Source organism: Terrabacter sp. MAHUQ-38 (assembly GCF_014518425.1).
Classification (GTDB): Bacteria; Actinomycetota; Actinomycetes; order Actinomycetales; family Dermatophilaceae; genus Terrabacter.
Map to the genome: position 1 here is coordinate 468,969 of NZ_JACVCU010000002.1, position 22,006 is coordinate 490,974.

Annotated in this window: 20 protein-coding genes; 6 read left to right on the forward strand and 14 right to left on the reverse strand. The window is 69.8% G+C overall.

From position 1 onward, the window contains the following. Window positions 1-2: 2 nt before the first annotated feature. From H9I49_RS09125 to H9I49_RS09155, 7 genes are all read right to left on the reverse strand, one after another. Entirely contained in the window at window positions 3-1,472 is a 1,470-nt protein-coding gene (locus H9I49_RS09125) for an NAD-dependent succinate-semialdehyde dehydrogenase (RefSeq protein WP_188030033.1), read from the reverse strand. 60 nt (window positions 1,473-1,532) lie between these two features. Next, window positions 1,533-2,780, reverse strand: a complete 1,248-nt coding sequence (locus tag H9I49_RS09130; protein ID WP_188030034.1) for a saccharopine dehydrogenase family protein — start codon at window positions 2,778-2,780, stop codon at window positions 1,533-1,535. A gap of 6 nt (window positions 2,781-2,786) precedes the next feature. Then, window positions 2,787-3,581: an ABC transporter permease gene (locus tag H9I49_RS09135; RefSeq protein ID WP_188030035.1), complete on the reverse strand. Its 795-nt coding sequence runs from the start codon at window positions 3,579-3,581 to the stop codon at window positions 2,787-2,789. A gap of 1 nt (window position 3,582) precedes the next feature. Continuing rightward, on the reverse strand, window positions 3,583-4,497 hold the full coding sequence (locus tag H9I49_RS09140; protein ID WP_188030036.1) for an ABC transporter permease: 915 nt from the start codon (window positions 4,495-4,497) through the stop codon (window positions 3,583-3,585). Further along, entirely contained in the window at window positions 4,490-5,605 is a 1,116-nt protein-coding gene (locus H9I49_RS09145; RefSeq protein WP_188030037.1) for an ABC transporter ATP-binding protein, read from the reverse strand. The genes H9I49_RS09140 and H9I49_RS09145 overlap by 8 nt, the downstream gene beginning before the upstream one ends. Then, on the reverse strand, window positions 5,605-6,855 hold the full coding sequence (locus tag H9I49_RS09150) for a PotD/PotF family extracellular solute-binding protein (RefSeq protein WP_188030038.1): 1,251 nt from the start codon (window positions 6,853-6,855) through the stop codon (window positions 5,605-5,607). The genes H9I49_RS09145 and H9I49_RS09150 overlap by 1 nt, the downstream gene beginning before the upstream one ends. A gap of 121 nt (window positions 6,856-6,976) precedes the next feature. Beyond that, window positions 6,977-8,425, reverse strand: a complete 1,449-nt coding sequence (locus H9I49_RS09155) for a gamma-aminobutyraldehyde dehydrogenase (protein WP_188030039.1) — start codon at window positions 8,423-8,425, stop codon at window positions 6,977-6,979. Between the two features lie 113 nt (window positions 8,426-8,538). On the opposite strand from H9I49_RS09155, the gene H9I49_RS09160 reads away from it, so the two are divergent. The 4 genes from H9I49_RS09160 to H9I49_RS09175 all read left to right on the forward strand — a co-directional run bounded on the left by H9I49_RS09160 (window position 8,539) and on the right by H9I49_RS09175 (window position 11,820). Beyond that, window positions 8,539-9,042 (forward strand): Lrp/AsnC family transcriptional regulator, encoded by a 504-nt coding sequence (locus tag H9I49_RS09160; RefSeq protein WP_188030040.1) that lies wholly within the window; start codon window positions 8,539-8,541, stop codon window positions 9,040-9,042. After that, complete coding sequence (locus H9I49_RS09165; protein WP_188030041.1) at window positions 9,039-10,478, forward strand: aspartate aminotransferase family protein; 1,440 nt, start codon at window positions 9,039-9,041, stop codon at window positions 10,476-10,478. Before H9I49_RS09160 ends, H9I49_RS09165 begins: the two co-directional genes overlap by 4 nt. 142 nt (window positions 10,479-10,620) lie before the next feature. After that, window positions 10,621-11,271, forward strand: coding sequence for a hypothetical protein (locus tag H9I49_RS09170; RefSeq protein ID WP_188030042.1), 651 nt, complete (start codon window positions 10,621-10,623; stop codon window positions 11,269-11,271). A gap of 177 nt (window positions 11,272-11,448) precedes the next feature. Beyond that, window positions 11,449-11,820: a VOC family protein gene (locus tag H9I49_RS09175; RefSeq protein ID WP_188030043.1), complete on the forward strand. Its 372-nt coding sequence runs from the start codon at window positions 11,449-11,451 to the stop codon at window positions 11,818-11,820. 21 nt (window positions 11,821-11,841) lie between these two features. Here the strand turns inward: H9I49_RS09175 and H9I49_RS09180 are convergent, their stop codons facing one another. After that, entirely contained in the window at window positions 11,842-12,780 is a 939-nt protein-coding gene (locus H9I49_RS09180) for an AEC family transporter (protein ID WP_188030044.1), read from the reverse strand. An 89-nt stretch (window positions 12,781-12,869) separates the two neighbouring features. Here H9I49_RS09180 and H9I49_RS09185 point away from each other — a divergent pair, with 89 nt between their 5' ends. Beyond that, window positions 12,870-13,991 (forward strand): LOG family protein, encoded by a 1,122-nt coding sequence (locus H9I49_RS09185; protein WP_188030045.1) that lies wholly within the window; start codon window positions 12,870-12,872, stop codon window positions 13,989-13,991. A gap of 94 nt (window positions 13,992-14,085) precedes the next feature. Here H9I49_RS09185 and H9I49_RS09190 read toward each other — a convergent pair whose 3' ends face one another. Together H9I49_RS09190 and H9I49_RS09195 are read right to left on the reverse strand one after the other, a co-directional pair. Continuing rightward, complete coding sequence (locus H9I49_RS09190; RefSeq protein ID WP_188030046.1) at window positions 14,086-15,993, reverse strand: propionyl-CoA synthetase; 1,908 nt, start codon at window positions 15,991-15,993, stop codon at window positions 14,086-14,088. Between the two features lie 4 nt (window positions 15,994-15,997). Further along, window positions 15,998-17,335 (reverse strand): MFS transporter, encoded by a 1,338-nt coding sequence (locus H9I49_RS09195; RefSeq protein WP_370587500.1) that lies wholly within the window; start codon window positions 17,333-17,335, stop codon window positions 15,998-16,000. A 71-nt stretch (window positions 17,336-17,406) separates the two neighbouring features. Here H9I49_RS09195 and H9I49_RS09200 point away from each other — a divergent pair, with 71 nt between their 5' ends. Further along, entirely contained in the window at window positions 17,407-18,411 is a 1,005-nt protein-coding gene (locus H9I49_RS09200) for a GlxA family transcriptional regulator (protein ID WP_223128472.1), read from the forward strand. Here the strand turns inward: H9I49_RS09200 and H9I49_RS09205 are convergent. From H9I49_RS09205 to frr, 4 genes are all read right to left on the reverse strand, one after another. Next, the gene (locus H9I49_RS09205) at window positions 18,367-18,975 is read right to left on the reverse strand and encodes an AAA family ATPase (protein WP_188030049.1); all 609 of its coding nucleotides are present in this window, start codon (window positions 18,973-18,975) and stop codon (window positions 18,367-18,369) included. The genes H9I49_RS09200 and H9I49_RS09205 overlap by 45 nt on opposite strands. A gap of 140 nt (window positions 18,976-19,115) precedes the next feature. Beyond that, window positions 19,116-20,315 (reverse strand): 23S rRNA (adenine(2503)-C(2))-methyltransferase RlmN, encoded by a 1,200-nt coding sequence (gene rlmN / locus H9I49_RS09210; protein ID WP_188030050.1) that lies wholly within the window; start codon window positions 20,313-20,315, stop codon window positions 19,116-19,118. Between the two features lie 103 nt (window positions 20,316-20,418). After that, window positions 20,419-21,387, reverse strand: coding sequence for a phosphatidate cytidylyltransferase (locus tag H9I49_RS09215; RefSeq protein WP_188030051.1), 969 nt, complete (start codon window positions 21,385-21,387; stop codon window positions 20,419-20,421). Between the two features lie 17 nt (window positions 21,388-21,404). Beyond that, entirely contained in the window at window positions 21,405-21,962 is a 558-nt protein-coding gene (gene frr / locus H9I49_RS09220) for a ribosome recycling factor (RefSeq protein WP_188030052.1), read from the reverse strand. Window positions 21,963-22,006 lie beyond the last annotated feature (44 nt).

Below are 22,006 nucleotides of genomic sequence, written 5' to 3' on the forward strand. Positions count from 1 at the left end.
TGTCAGAGGGCGATCCCGACGTACTTCGTCTCGAGGTACTCCTCGATGCCCTCGAACCCGCCCTCACGGCCGACGCCGGAGGCCTTGACGCCACCGAACGGCGCCGCGGGGTTCGAGACGATGCCCTGGTTGACCCCGACCATGCCGTACTCGAGCGCCTCGCTCATAGCAATCGCGCGCGAGAGGTCACGGGTGAAGAGGTACGCGACGAGGCCGTACTCGGTGTCGTTGGCCAGACGGATCGCCTCGGCGTCGGTGCGGAAGGTCGTGACCGGGGCCACCGGACCGAAGATCTCCTCGCGGGCCATGTCGGCGTCGGTCGGCACGTCGGCGAGGACGGTCGGCTCGTAGAACCAGCCGTCGCCGTCCGGGGCCGTGCCTCCGACGAGCACCTTGGCCCCCTTGGAGACGGCGTCGTCCACCAGGGCCGACACCTTGTCCCGAGCCTTCTCGTCGACGAGCGGGCCGACGTCGACACCCTCCTTGGTGCCCTTGCCGAGCGTGAGCGCGCCCATCCGTCGGGCGAGCTGGGCGCTGAACTCGTCGGCGAGGGACTCGTGCACGTAGAAGCGGTTGGCCGCGGTGCACGCCTCGCCCATGTTGCGCATCTTGGCGAGCATCGCCCCGTCGACGGCCCGGTCGACGTCGGCGTCCTCGAAGACGAGGAAGGGGGCGTTGCCGCCGAGCTCCATCGAGACGCGCAGGACGCCCTGCGACGCCTGCTCCAGGAGTGCGCGGCCGACCTGGGTCGAGCCGGTGAAGGTGAGCTTGCGCAGCCGGGGGTCTCGGATGAGCGGCTCCATGACGGCGCCGGTGGTCTCGTGGCTCGTCATGACGACGTTGAGCACGCCGTCGGGCAGCCCGCACTCGCGCAGCAGCTCGGCGAGGGCGAGCATCGTCAGCGGAGTCTGGCTCGCAGGCTTGACGACCATGGTGCAGCCGGCCGCGATGGCCGGGCCGATCTTGCGGGTGCCCATCGCGAGCGGGAAGTTCCACGGCGTGATCATGAGGGTGGGCCCGACCGGCTGCTTCATCGTCATGAGCCGGGTCGCGCCGTTCGGCGCCGTCGACCAGCGCCCCGAGATGCGGACCGCCTCCTCGGAGAACCACCTGAAGAACTCGGCGCCGTAGGCGACCTCGCCGCGGCTCTCGGCGAGCGTCTTGCCCATCTCGAGCGTCATGAGCATCGCGAACTCGTCGGCCCGGGCGGTGATCTTCTCGTATGCCGCCCGCAGCAGCTCGCCACGGTCGCGCGGTGGTGTCCTGGCCCAGTCGGCCTGGGCCGCGACGGCGGCGTCGAGCGCCGCGCGCCCGTCGGCGACGGTGGCCGAGGCCACGTGGGTGAGCACCCGTCCGGTCGCTGGGTCGTCGACCGCGATGGTCTCGCCCTCACCGCCGTCACGCCACTGCCCGCCGATGAGCAGGCCCTTGGGCACCGAGTCGATCACTGACGTCTCCGTCACCGCTGTCATGCCTGAAACCCTAGTCCTCGTTGTCGATTCGGGGTCGTGTGGTCGTCGGGACCGACGTGCTCAGCGCTCGTCCAGCCCCCAGGGCGAGCCGTAGCCCTCGGGCTTGGGTGCGGCCAGCAGCTCGAGGAAGGGGACGGCGTCGAAGGCCTCCGGGCCCAGCACCCCCGCCCCCTGCCACGTGCCGCGAGCGAGCAGCTCGAGCGCCACGACGGGGTTGACGGCGGTCTGCCAGACGACGCACTGGGCGCCGTAGCTCTCCATCGCCCAGGCGTTGTCGACGACGTGGTAGAGGTACGTGCGGCGCGGACGGCCGTCCCTGCCGGTGCCGGTCACGAAGAGGCCGGCGCACGTCTTGCCGCTCATCCGCGGGCCGATGGTCGCGGGATCCGGCAGGACGGCGGCCACGACGTCCCGTGGGGAGACCTGCACACCCTTGACCGTGATCGGCTCCGTGCGGTCGAGGCCGAGCGTGTTCAGCACCCTGAGGATCGTGATGAACTCGTCGCCGAGGCCGTACTTGAAGGTGACCCGCTTGGCGTCGACCCATCGAGGCATGAGGAGCACCTCCTCGTGCTCGACGTTGACGCACTCGACCGGACCGATGCCCTCGGGGAAGTCGAAGACCTCCGGCTCGCTGAACGGCTCGGTGGTGAACCAGCCGCGGTCCTTCTCCCAGATGACGGGTGGGTTGAGGCACTCCTCGATCGTGGTCCACATCGAGAAGCTCGGCGCGAAGATCTCGTTGCCGTCGTCGTCGTGGACGACGAGGTCGGCGCCGTCGCGCGTGCCCAGCTCGTCGATCTGCTCGAACAGGTGGTCGGCGGCATACCTGGCGAAGACGTCGGAGAGGCCGGGTTCGACGCCCATCCCGACGAGCGCCAGGCGGCCCGCGGCCTCCCACTCCCGTGCGGCGGCGAACTGTTCGTCGCCGAGCTTCACGCCGGTCTCCTCGTGCGGTCGCTTCGGGTGACGCTGCGACAGGCTCATCGCCATGTCGAGGTAGTCGGCCCCGGCGGCCTTGGCCCCGTGGAAGATCGGCATGTTGAACTTCGGGTCGACGGCGTTGAACACGTGCGTCGCGCCGTGTTCCCGCACCAGCGCCGCCACGGCGTCCGCCGACGAGGCGTCGACCTGCGCGGTGACGAAACGACTCTCGCCCGGATGCCGGTCACCGACTGCGGCGACGGTGCGCTGCGCCCGTGTGAGGTCGTAGTCGGAGACGACCCACCGCTCGAAGAAGTCCCGCTGGGCCGCGATGCGCGCGGCGGCGTCACCGACCCCGCCGGAGCCGATCATGAGGACGCGCATGGGCGATCAGGCCACCTGTCTGTTGCGTCGGCTCGACAGCACCTGGCCGATGATGACGACGACGAGGGCGACGAGGAACATCACCGTGCCGATGGCGTAGACCTGCACGGGCACCCCCCGGGCGGACGCGCCCCAGACGTACATCGGGAACGTGATCGAGCTCGGGCTCGCGTTGAAGTTCGTGATGATGTAGTCGTCGAAGCTGAGCGAGAAGGCGAGCAGCGCGCCCGCGGCGATACCGGGCGCGGCGAGCGGCAAAGTGACCCGCAGGAACGTCTGGAACGGGTTCGCGCCGAGGTCCGCCGCCGCCTCCTCGAGCCGCGGGTCGAGCGTCGCGACGCGCGCCTTGACGGCGACGACGACGAAGGACACGCAGAACATGATGTGCGCGATGAGGATGGCGCCGGTTCCTGACGGCACCCCCAGCATGAGGAACAGCGTCAGCAGGCTCGAGCCCATGACGACCTCGGGCGTGGCCATCGGCATGAAGATGAGCAGGTTCGTCGCCGACCGCCCCCGGAAGCGGTAGCGGCCCAGGGCGAAGGCGATCATCGTCCCGAGAACCGTGGCGACGAGCGACGCCGTGACGCCGATGCGCAGGCTGAGCCCCAGCGACTCGCAGATCCCTTGCGCGCCACAGGGACTGGTCCACGCCTCCGTGGAGAACTCGTTGAAGACGTAGTTGTACTTCCCCCTGGGGTTGTTGAACGAGAAGGCCGCGACGATGACGTTCGGCACGAGCATGTAGATCAGGACCGCAAAGGCCGCGAAAGCCACGAGGTGTCGTCGGATCCAGGCCATGTCAGAGCAGCTCCTCGGTGCCGGCCTTGCGCACGTACACGGCGACCATCGTGACGATGACGATGAGCAGGATGAACGAGAGCGCGGCGGCCAGCGGGTAGTCCAGCACCCGGAGGAACTGGCTGTCGATGACCGAGCCGATCATCGTCGTCTGCGTGTTGCCGAGCAGGCGTGCGTTGATGAAGTCGCCCGCGGCCGGGATGAAGGTGAGCAGCGTGCCGGCCACCACGCCGGGCAGCGAGAGCGGCCACGTGACGCGCCGGAACGTCTCGCGCGGCGACGCGTAGAGGTCACCGGCGGCCTCGAGCAGGCGTGGGTCGAGGCGCTCGAGCGACGCGTAGAGCGGCAGGATCATGAACGGCAGGAAGTTGTACGTCAGGCCCATGATCACCGCGAACTTCGACGACAGCAGCGAGTCGTTGGCCGTCAGACCCACCCACTGGAGCAGGTCCGTGACGCGGAGCGTGCGCGCCCACTGCGTCACGAACCAGTCGTCCGAGAGGATCGTGCGCCACGCGAGGGTGCGGATGAGGAAGCTCGTGAAGAACGGCGCGATGACGAGGACGAGGACGATGTTCTTCCATCGGCCGGCCTTCTGCGCGATGAAGTAGGCGAGCGGGTACCCGAGCAGCAGCGCGAGCAGGGTGGCCACGCCGGCATAGAGCAGCGAGCGCAGCATCTGCGGCCAGTACCGGCCGAGAGCCTCGGCGTAGATCGCGACGTTCCCCGTGAACGCGTAGCCGTCGTCGACGTTGCCCTCCTGCAGCGACTGCGAGCCCAGCGTGAGCATCGGCAGCACGAAGAACACCACGAGCCACAGCAGTCCCGGCAGCAGCAGCGCGTAGGGAACCCAGGTGCGCCGTCGGTGGCTCGGCGCGACGGCCGACCCGGTGGACAGGACGGCGGTCTCAGCCATGCTCCACCAGCTCGGCCCCGGCGTCGGCGGCTTGCGATGCGTCGAGGGCGAAGCCGTGCTCGGCCGCCCACGACACCGTGACGTTCTCGGCGAGACCCGCCCGTGCTGACCCGTCGTTCTGCTGGACGACCGTGAGCTCCTGGCCCCAGGGCATCTCGACGATGTACTGCGTCGCCACGCCCGTGAAGGAGACGTCGCGCACCACGCCGCGCAGGTGGTTCGGGCCGCCCGACTCGCCGAGCCGCAGCTTCTCCGGCCGGACACCGAGCCAGACCTCCGAGGCCCCGTCGGGCAGGTGCGAGCGCGACACCTCGAGGTCGGCGTCGTGCGAGCGGACCGTCACCACCCCGTCGGTGCCGCCGAGGTTGACCGTGGCCTTCAACAGGTTGGACTGACCGAGGAAGTTGGCGACGAACGTGGAGCGCGGCTGCTCGTAGAGCGTGGCGGGGTCGCCCAGCTGCTCGATGGCGCCGGCGTTCATGACTGCGATCGAGTCGGCCATCGTCATGGCCTCCTCCTGGTCGTGGGTGACGTGGATGAAGGTGAGGCCGACCTCCTGCTGGATGCGCTTGAGCTCGATCTGCATCTGGCGACGCAGCTTCAGGTCGAGCGCACCGAGCGGTTCGTCGAGCAGCAGCACGTCGGGGCGGTTGACGAGCGCCCGGGCGAGGGCCACGCGCTGCTGCATACCGCCGGAGAGCTGGGTGGGCTTCTTCGAGGAGACCTGCCCCAGCTGCACGAGCTCGAGAGCCTCGTGCGACTTGGCGCGGAAGTCCTTGTCGCCGCGACGTCTCAGGCCGAATGCGACGTTCTCGAACACCGTCATGTGGGGGAACAGGGCGTACGACTGGAAGACCGTGTTGACGTTGCGCTGGTAGGCCTTGGTGGCGGTGATGTCACTGTCCCCGATGAGGATCCGGCCCCCCGTGGGCTCCTCGAGGCCGGCGATCATCCGCAGCGTCGTCGTCTTGCCGCACCCGGAGGGCCCGAGGAGCGCGAAGAACGAGCCCTGCGGGATCGTCAGGTCCAGCGGGTGCACCGCGGTGAACGTCTCGAACGACTTCGTGAGGGCGACCAGACGGAGGTCGCCCTTGCCTGCCTCGCCCATCACGCGGTCGTCAGGGCGGAGAAGAGCTTGGTGTACTTCGTCTCCTCGGCAGCGGTGAGGGGACGGAACACGTGGGCCTTGGCGAGCACGTCTTCGGTGGGGAACACGAGCGTGTTGTTGCCGAGCTCGGGATCATCGGCGACCAGCGCCTCCTTGGTGCCCGCGACGGGTGGGATGTAGTTGACCCACGCGGCGACGTCCTTGAAGACCTTCGGGTCGTAGTAGTAGTCGATGAGCTTCTCGGCGTTCTTCTTGTGCTTGGCAAGCGCCGGGATGACGAAGTTGTCGGACCAGAGCGTGTACCCGGCAGCCGGCAGCGTCAGGTCGAGCTCCGGGGTGTCGAGCTTGAGGGACGCGACGTCACCCGACCAGGCGACGCAGGCGGCGATGTCGCCCTTGCTGAGGCCGTCGGTGTACTCGTTACCGGTGAAGCCCTTGAGCTGGCCGGCGTCCTTGGCCTGCTGGATCATGTCGATGGCTGCCTGGAAGTCGGCGTCCGTGAAGCTGGCCGGGTCCTTGCCCTGCTCGAGCATCACGAGGCCCATCGTGTCGCGCATCTCGGTGAGCAGCGTGACCTTGCCCTTGAGGGCGGGGTCGGTGAGCAGCTGCGTCATCGACTCGACCTTCTTGCCGCCGGTCGCCTTCGCGTTGTAGCCGATGCACGCGAACCCGGCCTGCCAGGGCAACGAGTAGAGCCGCCCCGGGTCGAACTCGACGTTCTTGAAGTTGGCTTCGAGGTTGCCCGCATTGGGGATGTTCGCGAAGTCCAGCTTCTGGATGTAGCCCTGCCGGATGAGGCGGGCCACCATCCAGTCGGTGCTCACCCAGACGTCCCGGCCCGTGTCCTGGCCACCCTCGAGCAGCGGTCGCACCTTGGCGTAGAACTCGTCGTTGTCGAGGTAGTCCTCGGTGTAGTTGACCTTGATGCCCGTCTTCTTCATGAAGGCCTCGAGCGTGGGTCGCGACTTCTCGTCCTCGGACACGTCGATGTACTCGGTCCAGTTGGACCAGTTGACGACCTTCTCGGTGTCGGACATGTCCTGGGCTGCCGCAGCCGTCTTGGCCGGCGTCGTCCCGGTGGCGCCCGTGCCCGCCGGGGTGGGGTTCTTGCCGGCCGAGCCGCAGGCGGCGAGGAACGCCGCCGCGCTGACGCCGGCGGCGCCCATCATGGCCGAACGTCGCGACACGAGGCCGCGCAGCAGGGCCGCCCGCAGGTACGGGTTGTCGGTGTCGAAGCTCTTGTCGTTCATGGTCATTGACTCCAGGGGTTCGATTGGGCCGGCTGTGGAGGGATCGACGCTGACCCGTTGGTGCTTGATCGGTGAAGCCTGACCGGCACCGGCGTCGCCGCCGGTGCCGTGGGGCGTGGCGTCAGGACTCGATGTTGGCCATCACGTGCTTGACGCGGGTGTAGTCCTCCAGTCCGTACATGGACAGGTCCTTGCCGTAGCCGCTGTGCTTGAAACCCCCGTGCGGCATCTCGGCGACGACCGGGATGTGGGTGTTGATCCACACGCAGCCGAAGTCGAGCTTCTTGCTCATGCGCATGGCCTTGCCGAAGTCGCGCGTCCACACGCTCGAGGCCAGGCCGTACTGGACACCGTTGGCCCAGGCGAGGGCCTCGGCCTCGTCGCTGAACTGCTGCACGGTGATGACCGGGCCGAAGATCTCGGTCTGGATCTGTTCGTCGTCCTGGCGCAGGCCGGCGAGGACGGTGGGCTCGAAGAAGTAGCCTTCGCCGAGACCCTCGGCGCGGTGGCCGCCCGCGGCGATGCGCGCATGGTCGGGCAGCCGGTCGATCATGCCGCCGACGTGAGCGACCTGGTTCGGGTTGTTGACGGGGCCGAAGAGCGCGTCCGGGTCGTCGGGCCGGCCGACCTTCGCCGAGCCCTTCGCGTACTCGGCGAGCGCGGCGACGAAGTCGTCGTGGACCCGCGGCCCGGCGAGCACGCGGGTCGCAGCGGTGCAGTCCTGTCCGGCATTGAAGTATCCGCCGATGGCGATGCCCTCGACGGCCGCCTCGAGGTCCGCGTCGTCGAAGACGATGACCGGGGCCTTGCCACCGAGCTCGAGGTGGACGCGCTTGAGGTCGCGCGAGGCGCTCTCGGCGACCTGCATGCCCGCACGCACCGACCCGGTGATGGCGACGAGGGCCGGCGTCGGGTGCTCGACGAGCATGCGGCCCGTCTCCCGGTCACCGGTGATGACGTTGAAGGTGCCCTCGGGCAGGAACTCGGAGGCGAGCTCGGCGAGGAGAAGGGTCGTCTCCGGCGTCGTGTCCGACGGTTTGAGGACGACGGTGTTTCCCGCGGCCAGGGCCGGGGCGATCTTCCACATCGCCATCATCATCGGGTAGTTCCACGGCGTGACCTGGCCGACGACGCCGATCGGCTCGCGCCTGATGAAGGACGTGTGACCCTTCATGTACTCCCCCGCGGACTTGCCCTCCAGGACGCGGGCGGCACCGGCGAAGAACCGCAGCTGGTCGAGCATCGGAGGGATCTCCTCGCTCCGGGTCAGCGCGTGCGGCTTGCCGGTGTTCTCCCCCTCGAGGCGCACGAAGTCGTCGGCCCGGACCTCGATCGCGTCGGCGAACCTCAGCAGGGCTGCCTGGCGCTCGCCGGGGGTCGTGTCGCTCCACGTCTCGAACGCGGTGGACGCTGCGGCATACGCGCGGTCGACGTCGGACTGGCTGCTGACGGGGGCCTTGGCCACGACCTGCGCGGTGGACGGGTCGACGACGTCGGTCGTCGCGTCGCCGTCCGGGTCGACGTACTGGCCACCGATGAAGTTGCGGAGCTGGCGCGGCTGCGAAGTCATGCGGGAATGCTAAACACATACCTTCGCAATCGTGAAGACTTGGCGCGATAAATCTTCGGAATCAGTTGTGCGGGGACTTGCCAACATCGCGTTCCACAGGTCACTATCGGCGCATGACGACCATCCGAGGCGTAGCCAACACCGGGGGCGACGGTGCCAAGAAGCCCTCGGTCAACCTCGACGACGTGAGCAAGACGATCATCGAGCTGCTCCAGCACGACGGTCGCAAGTCGTACGCCTCGATCGCGCAGCAGGTGGGGCTCTCCGAGGCCGCGGTGCGCCAGCGGGTGCAACGCCTGCTCGACGCCGACGTCATGCAGATCGTCGCCGTGACGGACCCGCTGCAGGTGGGGTTCCAGCGCCAGGCGATGGTGGGGCTGCGGGTGTCCGGTGACATGACGCCCGTCGCCGACGCGCTCAGCGAGATGGACGAGGTCTCGTACGTCGTCACCACGGCCGGCAGCTTCGACGTGCTGGCCGAGGTGGTCTGCGAGAACGACACCCACCTGCTCGATCTGCTCACGACCCGCATCCGCCCCCTCCCGGGTGTCACGGCCACTGAGACGTTCGTCTACCTGAAACTCAACAAACAGCTCTACAACTGGGGTACACGATGAGCATCAACCCGAACCAGGTCTGGGAACCCACGTCTGACACCCGGACCCCGACCGGAGCCCTTCACTCGGAAGCCGCTCGCGACCACCTGTGGATGCACTTCACGCGCCACTCGGTGTTCGAGGAGAAGGAGGGCGGCGGACTCGGCCACTCGGTCCCCATCATCACCAGGGGCGAGGGCTGGAAGATCTGGGACGACCGAGGCAACGAATACATCGACGGCCTCGCCGGCCTCTTCGTCGTGCAGGTGGGCCACGGCCGCGAGGAGCTCGCCGAGGCAGCGGCCAAGCAGGCCAAGGAGCTCGCGTTCTTCCCGCTGTGGTCCTACGCCCACCCCCGGGCGATCGAGCTCGCCGAGCGCCTGGCCAGCCAAGCTCCCGGCGACCTCAACCGCGTCTTCTTCACGACGGGCGGCGGCGAGGCCGTCGAGACGGCCTGGAAGCTCGCCAAGCAGTACTTCAAGCTGACCGGCAAGCCGACGAAGCACAAGGTCATCTCGCGTGCGGTCGCCTACCACGGCACTCCCCAGGGGGCCCTGTCGATCACCGGCATCCCGGCTGCCAAGGAGATGTTCGAGCCGCTCGTGCCGGGCGCGCACAAGGTCCCGAACACCAACATGTACCGCGCCCCCGAGCACCTGCGCGACGACGAGAAGGCCTTCGGCCGTTGGGCCGCCGACCGCATCGCGGAGGCCATCGAGTTCGAGGGCCCAGACACGGTCGCCGCTGTCTTCCTCGAGCCCGTGCAGAACTCCGGCGGCTGCTTCCCGCCGCCTGCCGGCTACTTCGAGCGGGTCCGCGAGATCTGCGACGAGTACGACGTCCTGCTCGTGTCCGACGAGGTCATCTGCTCGTTCGGTCGCATCGGCTCGATGTTCGCGTGTGACGACTTCGACTACGTGCCCGACATGATCACGTGCGCCAAGGGCATGACGAGCGGCTACTCCCCCATCGGCGCGATGATCGCGAGCGACCGGCTGTTCGAGCCGTTCAAGCACGGCACGACGTACTTCCCGCACGGCTACACGTTCGGCGGCCACCCGGTGTCGGCCGCGGTCGCCATGGCCAACCTCGACATCTTCGAGCGGGAAGGCCTCAACGACCGCGTCAAGCAGAACGCGCCGGTCTTCAAGGCCACGCTCGACAAGCTGCTCGACCTGCCGCTCGTCGGTGACGTCCGTGGCGCCGGCTACTTCTACGGCATCGAGCTCGTCAAGGACAAGGCCACCCGCGAGACGTTCAACGACGCCGAGTCCGAGCGGCTGTTGCGCGGCTTCCTCTCCAAGGCTCTCTTCGACGCCGGCCTCTACTGCCGTGCCGACGACCGGGGCGACCCCGTCATCCAGCTCGCCCCGCCGCTGATCACGGGCCCGGAGCAGTTCGACGACATCGAGTCGCGCCTCCGCTCGGTGCTGACGGAGGCCGAGAACCACCTATGACCTGCGCCGCCGGACCACGGAGGGAGCACGAAGCCCCGTGCGCGGGTGGCTTCGTGCGTGGTCGGGCCCTCGGTGGAACGCCCGAACGGGCCGTTCGTTGGGTAGGTATCCGACAGTGCGACGCCGACGCAAGGAGAACGACATGGGATTCCTCGACAAGCTGCTCGGGCGCGAGCCACAGCAGCGCCCCAGCCAGACACCGACGGGCCAGCCCTATGCGGTGCCGCCGCCCCGGGGTGGCGCCTCGAGCGAGGACGAGCGGGCCATCGCGCGCTACAAGTACCTCCTGCGCACGGCGGACCCGGAGGACATCGAGAAGGTGCACACGGAGGCGTTTGCCAAGCTGACGCCGGAGCAGCGCCAGATGGTGCTGCAGCGCCTCGACGAGGACCTTCCGGAGGGTGAGCGCCCACGCAGCGACCAGCCGGCCGACCTCGCCCGGAGCGCGACGAGGGCCGAGATGAGCCGGCCCGGCTACCTCCAGGGCGCGTTCGGCGGCGGACGCCCCGGCGGCATGGGCATGGGCGGCATGATCGCCGGCTCGATGCTCGGAACCATCGCCGGCGTCGTCGTCGGGTCGGCCCTCGCCGACATGATGCTCGGCGGCTACGAGTCCTCCCCCGAGGCCCAGGAGGCCGGCGACGGAGGCGACGCGGGCGGCGATGCCGGAGGCGACGCGGGCGGCGATGCCGGCGGGGACGCCGGCGGGGACGCCGGCGGATCGGACTTCGGAGACTTCGGCGGCGGCGACTTCGGGGGCGACTTCGGGGGCGGCGACTTCGGCGGCTTCTGACCCCGCACGACCGCACCGGACGCGGCGTTCGGTTCCGACGGCTTCCGCCCCGGCGGCGCCTTCGGAAACGGGCGCCGCGTCCGCCGCGGCGCACGTCGGCAGGCTGTCGGTTTCGTCCAAGACGACGTGCCGCTCGCCTGCGAGGGTGGACCCACACCACCGACGAAAGGCGCCTCCATGGCCATCGCTGCCCTCAAGATGCTCACCCTCGACAGCTCCGACGCGCGACGTGACGCCGCCTTCTGGTCGACCGTGCTCGGCTGGGACCTTGCCCACGTGCAGGACGAGTACGCCATGCTCTCCGGCCCCGGAGGTGTCGCGCTCGGTCTCGGGACGGTCGAGGACCACGAGCCACCGGCCTGGCCGAACGAGCGCGGCACGAAGCAGTTCCACCTCGACCTCGCGGTCGACGACCTCGACGCGGCGACCGACGAGTGCGTCGCGGCCGGCGCGACGCTGCCCGACGAGCAGCCCGGCGATACGTGGCGTGTGCTGCTCGACCCGAGCGGTCACCCGTTCTGTCTCACCCAGTCAGCCAACTGGGGCTGAGACCGGGGCTGAGACCGGGGCTCAGACGCCCGTGACCCAGTGGAAGAGGGCGGCAATGGCGAGGATCACGGGCACGGACGCGAAGGTGCTCACGAAGATGACGTCGCGAGCGAGGTTGACCTCGCGGCGGTAGTGGACGGCATACGTGAAGATGTTCTGGGCCGTCGGCAGCGCAGCTGTGACGACCACGGCGAACAGTGCCTCGCCGCGCAGCCCCAGCGCGAGGCCGATGCCCAGCGCGACAGCCGGCATGAGCAGGATCTTCAGCGCCACGATGGACCACACGTGGTCGGCGGACCGGCCGGCCGCGGGCCGCGGCCCACGGCGCAGGGAGATGCCGAACGCGACGAGCATGGACGGCACGGCCATCGCACCGAGCAGGTCGACGGGCCCCGCGACGACACGCGGCAGGTCGATGTCGAAGACGGCGATGAGCAGACCTGCGACTGCCCCGAGGGTGATCGGGTTGCTGAACATCCGCCGCAGGCTCCGACCGAGCCCCGGCGGCTCGCCGCGAGCGTCCCTGTCGAAGAGCGCCATGGAGAGCGGCGTGATGATGAGCAGCTGCATGAGCAGGGTCGGCGCCACCCATGCGACGTCACCGAGCACGTAGAGCGCGATGGGGATGCCGAGGTTGCCCGCGTTGACGTATGCCGCCGAGAGGCTCCCGACGAGACGTGACCCGAGCGTTCCTCCCGCCCAACGGAATCGGGCCACAAGTAGGTAGACGCCGACGATCACGGCGAAGCTGAGGAGAGAGGTGACGAGGTTCGCCGAGAGCACGGCGTCGAGTGAGGTGCGCTGCATGACGGTGAGCAGCAGGGCCGGCGACGCGACGTAGAACGCCAGACGGGAGAGGTTGACCTGCGCCGAGTCGTCGAGGATGCGCCGGTGCGCGAGGAGCCACCCGACCGCGACGATGACCGCGATCGTCGCGAATCCCTCGAGCACCCCGACCATGTCGCCGATCCTGTCAGCGCGTCGACCAGCAGCGTCACCGGGGTCCGATCCTCGATCACGGGCGATGACGGCGAGGCAGGATGGGGCGCATGGAGATCGAGACGCTGCCCGAGTTCGACGACCACCTCGCGTCGGACGCGCCCCTGCGCGGGCTGCGGCTGCAGGACCTCGACCTCAGGGACTACGGCGAGCGCCTTGCGGCCCGGGGCGACCTCACCGGCCTGGTCGTCCTCGGCGGCACGGTGCCGGTGCCGGTGGCCGAGGTGTTGTTGCGCGGCGGAGCCATCCTCTTCCCCGGCGTCGCGGATGCCCCGGTCGACCCGTGGCGTGGCCTCTACCTTCCGTCCGACCTCTACGCCGGGATCGAGCACGGGTACGCGTCGACGCCCGACGCTCGCACGTACTCCTGGTTCGTCGACGCCAGGCTGCGCACCGACGCGTACTGCACGCTCGTGCGCGCCATCCACGACGACTCGGTCACGGACGAGCTCGACGAGTTCGTCGAGGGCCGCTCGGTCGTGGGCGTCATGGGCGGCCATGGGCTGCAACGGGGCTCGGAGTCGTATGCCGACGCCGCCCGGCTCGGTCACGTTCTCGCCGATGAGGGTCACCTCGTCGCCACCGGTGGCGGGCCCGGCGCCATGGAGGCGGCGAACCTCGGCGCCCTGTGTCGCAGCGCCGACGCCCTCGACGAGGCCGTGGCGCGCTTGGCGGCGGTGCCGAGCTTTCGTCCCGACGTCACGGCGTGGGCCGCGACAGGCCTTGCCGCACGTCGCGTCGTCGTCGGTGACGAGCCGTCGGCGTCCCCCGAGACGCTGGGCCCGTCGGCGCGCTCGCTCGGCATCCCCACATGGTTCTACGGCCACGAGCCGTCCAACGTGTTCTGCGACGCCATCGCGAAGTACTTCTCCAACGCGATCCGGGAGGAGGGACTGCTCGCCCGGTCCAACGCGGGCATCGTCGTCCTCAACGGCGCGGCAGGCACGGTCCAGGAGATCTTCCAGGCCGTGACGCCGCTCTACTACGCGCCGGAGGGTGCGCGACTGTCGCCCCTCGTCCTCGTCGGCCGTCGCCACTGGACCGAGCGCGTCCCGGTCTGGCCCGCCCTCACGACGATCGCTGCCGGTCGTCCGATGGCCGGGGCCATCCATCTCGTCGACTCCGTCGACGAGGTCCTGCCCCTGCTGTCTCCGCCATCCGACCGCACCTGACGCCCACCGGACGCGACCCCGCAACACACCGAGCAGCCTGCAACCCACCGGGGTCGGACGCCGGTGCGTTGCGGGCCTCCCGGTGTGTTGCGGGTCAGGGGCTGCGCAGGACCGGGGCGAGGGCGTCGAGCACCGAGGTGTCCTCGATCGTCGCCGGCACGGCCGGCGTCCTGCCGTCGGCCATCTCGCGCATCGTCTTGCGCAGGATCTTGCCGGACCGCGTCCTGGGCAGCCCGGCCACGATGTCGACCCGCTGGAGCGCCGCAACCGCACCGACCTCCGACCGGACGCGGGCCACGAGCTCGCGCGCGATCCGCTCGCCGTCCGACTCGGCGTCGATCCCGGACTTGAGCACGACGAGCGCGCGGGGCACCTGGCCCTTCAGGTCGTCGTGCACCCCGATGACTGCGCACTCGGCGACGGCTTCATGGCCCGCGAGCGCAGCCTCGAGGGACCCGGTCGACAGACGGTGCCCCGCGACGTTGAGGACGTCGTCGGTGCGGCCCATGACGAAGAGGTAGCCCTCCTCGTCGAAGTAGCCACCGTCGCCGGTCAGGTAGTACCCGGGGTGCGCCTCGAGATAGGAGCTGACGTACCGGTCGTCGTCGCCCCACAGGGTCGGGAGCGTGCCGGGAGGCATCGGCAGCTGGATGCAGATGGCGCCCTCGACACCGGGCTCGACCGGCTGCCCACTGGGGTCGAGCACCCGGACGTCGTAGCCGGGGACCGGCACGGTCGGCGAACCCGGCTTGATGGCCAGCAGCTCGATCCCCTTGGGGTTGCACGCGATCGGCCACCCGGTCTCGGTCTGCCACCAGTTGTCGATCACCGGCTTGCCGAGCGCCGCGGTCGCCCACTCGTAGGTGTCGGGGTCCAGGCGCTCGCCGGCAAGGAAGAGCGCGCGGAAGCGCGACAGGTCGTGCTCGGCAACCTTCGACGCGGTCGAGTCGTCCTTCTTGATCGCCCGGAATGCCGTCGGCGCGGTGAACAGGCAGACCGCGCCGTACTCCGCGATGACCCGCCAGAACGCCCCGGCGTCGGGCGTGCCCACCGGCTTGCCCTCGTAGAGCACCGTCGTCGCGCCCGTCAGCAGCGGCGCATAGACGATGTACGAGTGCCCGACGACCCAGCCGACGTCGCTCGCGGTGAACATCGTCTCGCCCGGTGCCACGTCGTAGAGGTTCGCCATCGACCAGCGCAACGCGACGGCATACCCACCGCTGTCGCGGTAGATGCCCTTGGGCTTACCCGTCGTGCCCGACGTGTAGAGGATGTAGAGCGGGTCGGTGGACGCGACGGTGACGCATTCGCTGCCCTCGCGCGCGGCGTCGCTCGTCTCGAACTCGCCCCAGTCGAGGTCGCGCTCACCGAGGTCGGCTCGAAGCTGGTCGCGCTGGAGGATGACGCAGCGCTCGGGTCGGTGCGAGGAGCGGGCGATCGCCTCGTCGAGGAACGGCTTGTACGGCACAACGCGGCTGGGCTCGACACCGCATGACGCCGAGAGCACCACCTTCGGTGCTGCATCGTCGATGCGCGCGGCGAGCTCCTGAGGGGCGAAGCCGCCGAAGACGACCGAGTGGACCGCGCCGATGCGCGCGCATGCGAGCATCGCGATGACGGCCTCCGGCACCATCGGCATGTAGATGACGACGCGGTCCCCCTTTGCGACACCGAGCCCGCGCAGGCCACCGGCCACCGCGCGCACCCGCTCGAGCAGGACTGCATACGTCAGGGTCGCCTTGCTGCCGGTCACCGGCGAGTCGTAGTGGATCGCGGCCTGGTCGCCGCGGCCGGCGGCGACGTGCCGGTCGAGGGCGTTGAAGCACACGTTGAGCTCGGCGTCCGGGTACCAGCGGTAGAACGGCGGCCTCGAGTCGTCGAGGATCCTCGTCGGGGGTGTCACCCAGTCGATGGCCGCCGCCGCGTCGCGCCAGTAACCCTCGGGGTCGCGCAGGCTCGCGTCGTAGATCCGTCGGTATGCCGTCGCAGCACCATCGCTCATGCGTTCACTCTGCCGTCGCGCCCTCCCTGACACCAGAGTCCGTGCGCCCAGGTGACGCATCCGGCAGCCGAGCGGTCCGGATCGAGACGCACATCGCGGTGGCCGCGAGACACAGCGCGCCTGCGACGTACCAGGCGAGGTCGTAGGTGCCGAGCTGGTCGCGCACGAGCCCTGCTCCCAGCGCCGCCACGGCGGCGCCGAGCTGGTGCGAGGCGAAGACCCACCCGAAGACGATCGGCGCGCGCTCGCCGAACGCGCTGCGGCACAGGGCGATCGTCGGTGGCACGGTCGCGACCCAGTCGAGCCCGTAGAACAGGATGAAGGCGAGCATGTTGACGTGCATGTGGTCGCTGAAGAGCGAGGGCAGCAGGAAGAGGGAGCCGCCGCGGAGCGTGTAGTAGGCCGCGAGCAGGATGCGGGAGTCCACACGGTCGGTGAGCCACCCGGAGAAGACCGTGCCGACGATGTCGAAGACCCCCACGAGGGCGAGCAGGCCGGCGGCGGTCGTCGTCGGCATCCCGTGGTCATGCGCGGCCGGGATGAAGTGGGTGCCGACGAGCCCGTTGGTCGACATGCCACAGACGGCGAAGCTCCCGACGAGGAGCCAGAAGACCTTGGTGCGGGCGGCGTCGCGCAGGGTCGTCAGGGCCAGCTGGACCGGGTGCCCGGTCGGCCGGGACGGCCGCCCGACCGGAGTGCCCTGGGCAGCTCCGTAGGCCGTCAGGCCGAGGACGCTGGGGTGGTCGTGCAGCTTCCACAGCACGAGCGGGACGACGGTGAGGGACACGGCTGCGGTCGCGACCGCTGCGGAGCGCCATCCGTGGTGCTCAGCGAGCCAGGCGAGGCCGGGCAGGAAGACCAGCTGTCCCGTCGCGCCGGCCGCGGTCAGCACGCCGGTGACGAGTCCGCGACGGGCGACGAACCAGCGTCCGGCGACGGTGGCCACGAGTCCCATCGACATGGCCCCCGTGCCGAGCCCGACGACGACTCCCCAGCAGAGGACGAGCTGCCACGAAGACGTCATCCAGATCGGCAGGAGGGAGCCGACACTGACCAGCAGCAGCGCGACGGCGATGACGCGCTGGATGCCGAGCCGCTCCATGGTGGCTGCCGAGAAGGGGGCGGCGAGGCCGAAGAGCACGAGGTTGACCGAGACGGCCCCTCCGATGACGCCCATGGGCCACCCGAACTCCTCGTGGAGCGGCGTCATGAGCACACCCGGTGTCGAGCGGAAGCCGGCGGCGCCGATGATCGTGAGGAAGGTGACGACGGCGACCCACCAGGCGGGGTGCAGGTGGCGGGTCGTCGAGGGCGCGTCGGCGGAGCGGTCGGTGAGGGTCACGAGCCAACTGTGCGGCATACGGGCGGCGGGCGACGAGTGGCCCGGCGGACATCATGTGCAAGAATCTGGCCATGGCACTGACCGCCGGCCGGCCCCACGTCGTCGTCGTGCTCGCGCTCGACACCGTCATCGCGTTCGAGCTGGGGCTCCCCCACCGGTTCCTGCGGGCCGGCGCCCTCGACCCGGGCTGGCCCGGGCCGCCGACGGGAGCTGCACCTCCGTACGACGTGCGCATGGTGACCCTCGACGACGGCCCCGTGACGACGTCGGCCGGGTATGCGGCCCTCCCGACCCACTCGAGGTCGGTGCTCGCCGAGGCCGACACGATCGTCGTGCCCGGGATCAACGGACCCATCGTCGAGACCGGTGTGCTCCCCGACGAGCTGTGCCGTCTGGCGGCCACGGCCAACCCGGACGTGCGGTGGCTCTCGATCTGCACGGGCGCCTTCGTGCTGGCCGGGCTCGGGCTGCTCGACGGCCGTGAGGCGACGACGCACTGGTGCCACGTCGAGGCGTTCGAACGCCACTTCCCGCAGGTGCACCTCAACCCGGACGTGCTCTACGTCGACCACGGCGACGTGCTCACGTCGGCCGGCAACGCCGCCGGCATCGACCTGCTCCTGCACGTGCTGCGCTCGGACCTCGGCACGGAGGCTGCGAACCGCGTCGCGCGCGGAGCCGTCGTCGCGCCGTGGCGGGCCGGCGGCCAGGCACAGTTCATCGACCGTCCGGTGCCTGACGAGTCCGAGACCGGCACCGGGCCGACGCGCGCCTGGGTGCTCGAGCGGCTCGACGAGCCGATCAGCCTCGCCGACCTCGCGCGGCACGCGGGGATGAGCGTGCGCACCTTCACCCGGCGGTTCCGCGAGGAGACCGGTGAGACGGCCGGGACGTGGCTCGTGCGGGCGCGCGTCGACCGCGCCCGGCACCTGCTCGAGACGACCGACCTGCCCGTCGACCGGGTCGCGGCCCAGGCCGGCTTCGGCACCACGGCCTCGCTGCGACAACAGCTCTCGGCCGCTGTCGGCCTTTCACCCGTCGCCTACCGCCGCACCTACCGCGCTGAGCCCGCCTGAGCCGGGCGACCGTCTGCTCACCCGAGCTCGGAGGGAGGCTTCGACGACGATGCGACCGGCTGTCTCGCTCGCGGTCAGCGCTGCGGTGTCGAACCACCATCCGACGTCGCCGAGCTCGCGCCTCATGTCGGCCTCCAGGGCTTCGTAGCCGTCGAAGTCGAACCGCTCGAGCGGGTCTCTGGTCGTGTTGCGGTGCCGGCAGGCCTCGATGCCCGGTGCGAGGACGACGAACAGGACCTCACGACCTCGGAGGAGGGAGACGAAGAAGTCGAGCTGTGCGCGTGAGGGAATCACCCTGTCGATGACGGGCGTGAAACCGGCGTCGGCGAAGTTGTTCGCCAGCGTGCACAGGTTGCGGTTGCACAGCTCGACCTGCCGACTCGCCTCGTCGGCAGGCTCGCCGAGGGCCCATACGTGCCCGCTCACGACGAGCCTGCTCATCTCGTCGCCGTCGAGCCGAGCGGACCGCGACAGCCGCTCGGCCACCAGCCTGGTCACGGTCGACTTGCCGGCCCCCGGCATCCCCGTCACGATCAGACAGCTCGGCGTCTCATTGGCGACCACGGAGCAATCCTGTCAGCGTGCCTCGTGTGTCCTCCACCGGGTTTCGGCGCGCAACGTGACCTCTCCGGGGTCACGTCCGGCACCGCCCAGCGGCATGTCGACGGTGGATTGAGGGGCTTGGAGTGACGAGCCGTGGAGCGTCAGGCGGTGGAGGCGGCGAGCTGGCCGCAGGCGCCGTCGATGTCCTGCCCACGCGTGTCGCGGACCGTCGTCGGGATGCCGTGGGCGCGCAGCCGCTCGACGAAGTTCTGCTCCACGCCCGGGCGCGAGGCCGTCCACTTCGAGCCGGGCGTCGGGTTGAGCGGGATCGGGTTGACGTGGACCCAGCCACGACCTCGGCGGTTCAGCTTGTCGCCGAGCAGGTCCGCGCGCCAGCCCTGGTCGTTGATGTCGCGGATCAGGGCGTACTCGATGGAGACCCGCCGGCCCGTCACCTCGTAGTAGCGGTGGGCGGCATCGAGCGCCTCGTCGACCGACCAGCGCGTGTTGATCGGCACGAGCTCGTTGCGCAGCTCGTCGTCGGGAGCGTGGAGCGACAGGGCCAGCGTCACCGGGATGCCCTCGGCGGTGAGCTTGTCGATGCCCGGCACGAGACCCACCGTCGACATGGTGATGCCGCGCGCCGACATGCCGAGCCCGTCGGGGGCGGGGTCGGTGAGGCGGCGGATGGCCCCGATCGACGCCTTGTAGTTGGCGAGCGCCTCGCCCATGCCCATGAAGACGACGTTGCTGACGCGCAGGGGCGCCTCGCGGTCATCGTCTCCCCCGCCGGCGAGCTCGCCGCGACGCAGCGCCCGTGCGGCCCAGACGACCTGCTCGACGATCTCGCCCGCCGACATGTTGCGGGTGAGCCCGGCCTGGCCCGTCGCGCAGAACGGGCAGTTCATGCCACACCCGGCCTGGCTCGAGATGCAGATCGTGACGCGGTTGGGGTAGCGCATCAGCACCGACTCCACGATGGCGCCGTCGTGCAGGCGCCACGCGTACTTCATCGTCTGCCCGTCGTCGGCGACGCGCTGCACGATGGGTGTGAGCAGCGTCGGGAGCAGGTCTGCGACGAGCTCGGACCGCACAGCCTTGGGCAGGTCGGTCATCTGCTCGGGGTCGTCCTCGAGCCGCTCGAAGTAGTGCGTCGACAGCTGCTTCGCGCGGAAGCCCTTGTGGCCCAGGGACTCGACGGCCTCCTTGCGCTCCGCCGGCGTGAAGTCCGCGAGGTGCCTGGGCGGCTTTCCGCGGCGAGGCGCCGTGAAGGTCAGCTGCCCCGGCTCGGGACGGGTGGTCGTCGGCTCGGGCAGGGCGACGGGCGCTGGGGCGGACGCGGGGGCAGGAGTCTCAGTCATGGCGGGTCCATTGTCTCAGGTGCAGTCAAAACGACCCCGAATGCCGTGGGCCGACTCCCAGCACACCGCGCCAACCCGGCCCCGGCGAGACTCGCGCGGCAGGTCAGACCGGTCTCGAGGCGAGGAGCGTCAGCACGGCCCAGACGATGGGGGCGACGACCACGAGCGAGTCGAGACGGTCCATGATGCCGCCGTGGCCGGGGAGGATGTTGGACATGTCCTTGATGCCGAGGTCGCGCTTGATGAGGGACTCCATGAGGTCGCCGACCGTGGCAGCGATCGCCACCCCGATGCCGAGGGCGATGCCGATCCACCAGGCGTGACCGAGGAAGAAGTGCACGGTCAGCGACCCACCGACGATGCACAGCAGCACCGAGCCGGCAAAGCCCTCCCAAGACTTCTTGGGACTGATGGTGGGCGCCATGGGGTGCTTGCCGAAGAGGACGCCCGCGGCATACCCGCCGACGTCGCTGCACACGGTCGTGATGATGAAGACGAACATCCGCCCGACGCCGTCCTCGGGAGCGAGCAGGAGCGCGGCGAAGCCGACCAGGAAGGTCGGGTAGGTCGAGATGAAGACGCCGCCGAGCACGTCACGCCCCGCGCCGTCGAGACGGCCGGTGCCGCGCCAGAGGACGACGGCGAGGCAGGTGATGGCCCAGGTGAGCACGAGACCCTGCGGGCCGTACACGTAGGCGGCCCAGATCATCGCCGCCGTGCCGACGAGCGGCGGCACCAGCGGGGCCTCGACGCCTGCCTGCCGCAGGGCGGCGCGCAGCTCCCAGAGACCGATGCCCACGGCGACGGTGACGACCGGCAGGAACGACTCCTTGCGCAGCAGCAGGGTCGCGACGATGACGACACCGAGCCCGAGGCCCACACCGATGGCTGCCGGAAGGTTGCGACCGGCCCGGCTCTGCTTCGCCTCGATGACCTCCTCGGCCGGCAGGCCGGCGAGGTCGTCGAGGGTCGGGTCGTACGGCACGGGGTCGAGCGGACCGGGCGCCCCCTCGTCGGGGTGACCGCCGGGAGGGGGATGCCCGGCGTCCGACGGCGGGTCAGTCGTCATCATCGGGTCGAGCATCGAGGTCAGACCTCGAGCAGCTCGGACTCCTTGGCCTTGACGAGGCCGTCGACGAGGTCGGTGTGCTTCTTCGTCAGGCCGTCGAGCTCCTTCTCGGCACGCGTGCCGTCGTCCTCGCCGACCTCGCCGTCCTTGACGAGCTTGTCGATGTCGGTCTTGGCCTTGCGGCGGATGTTGCGCACCGAGACGCGCGCGTCCTCCGCCTTGCCGTGGGCGAGCTTGATGTACTCGCGCCGGCGCTCCTCGGTCAGCTCCGGCATGACGCACCGGATCTGGTGGCCGTCACTGCTCGGGTTGACGCCGAGGTCGGAGTCGCGGATCGCCTTCTCGATCTCGTGCATCGCCGACTTGTCGAACGGGATGACGAGGATCGTGCGGGGCTCCGGGTTCTGGAACGAGGCCAGCTGCTGCAGCGGGGTCGGGGCGCCGTAGTACTCGACGGTCAGCTTGTTGAACAGACCGGGGTTGGCGCGGCCGGTGCGGATGCCCGCGAAGTCCTCCTTGAGGACCTCGACGGCCTTGTCCATCTTCTCCTCGGCCTCGAACATCGTCTCTTCGATCATGGCTCTCTGACTTCCTCGTCCCTCGGTCGTGGGGTGGTGCGGGG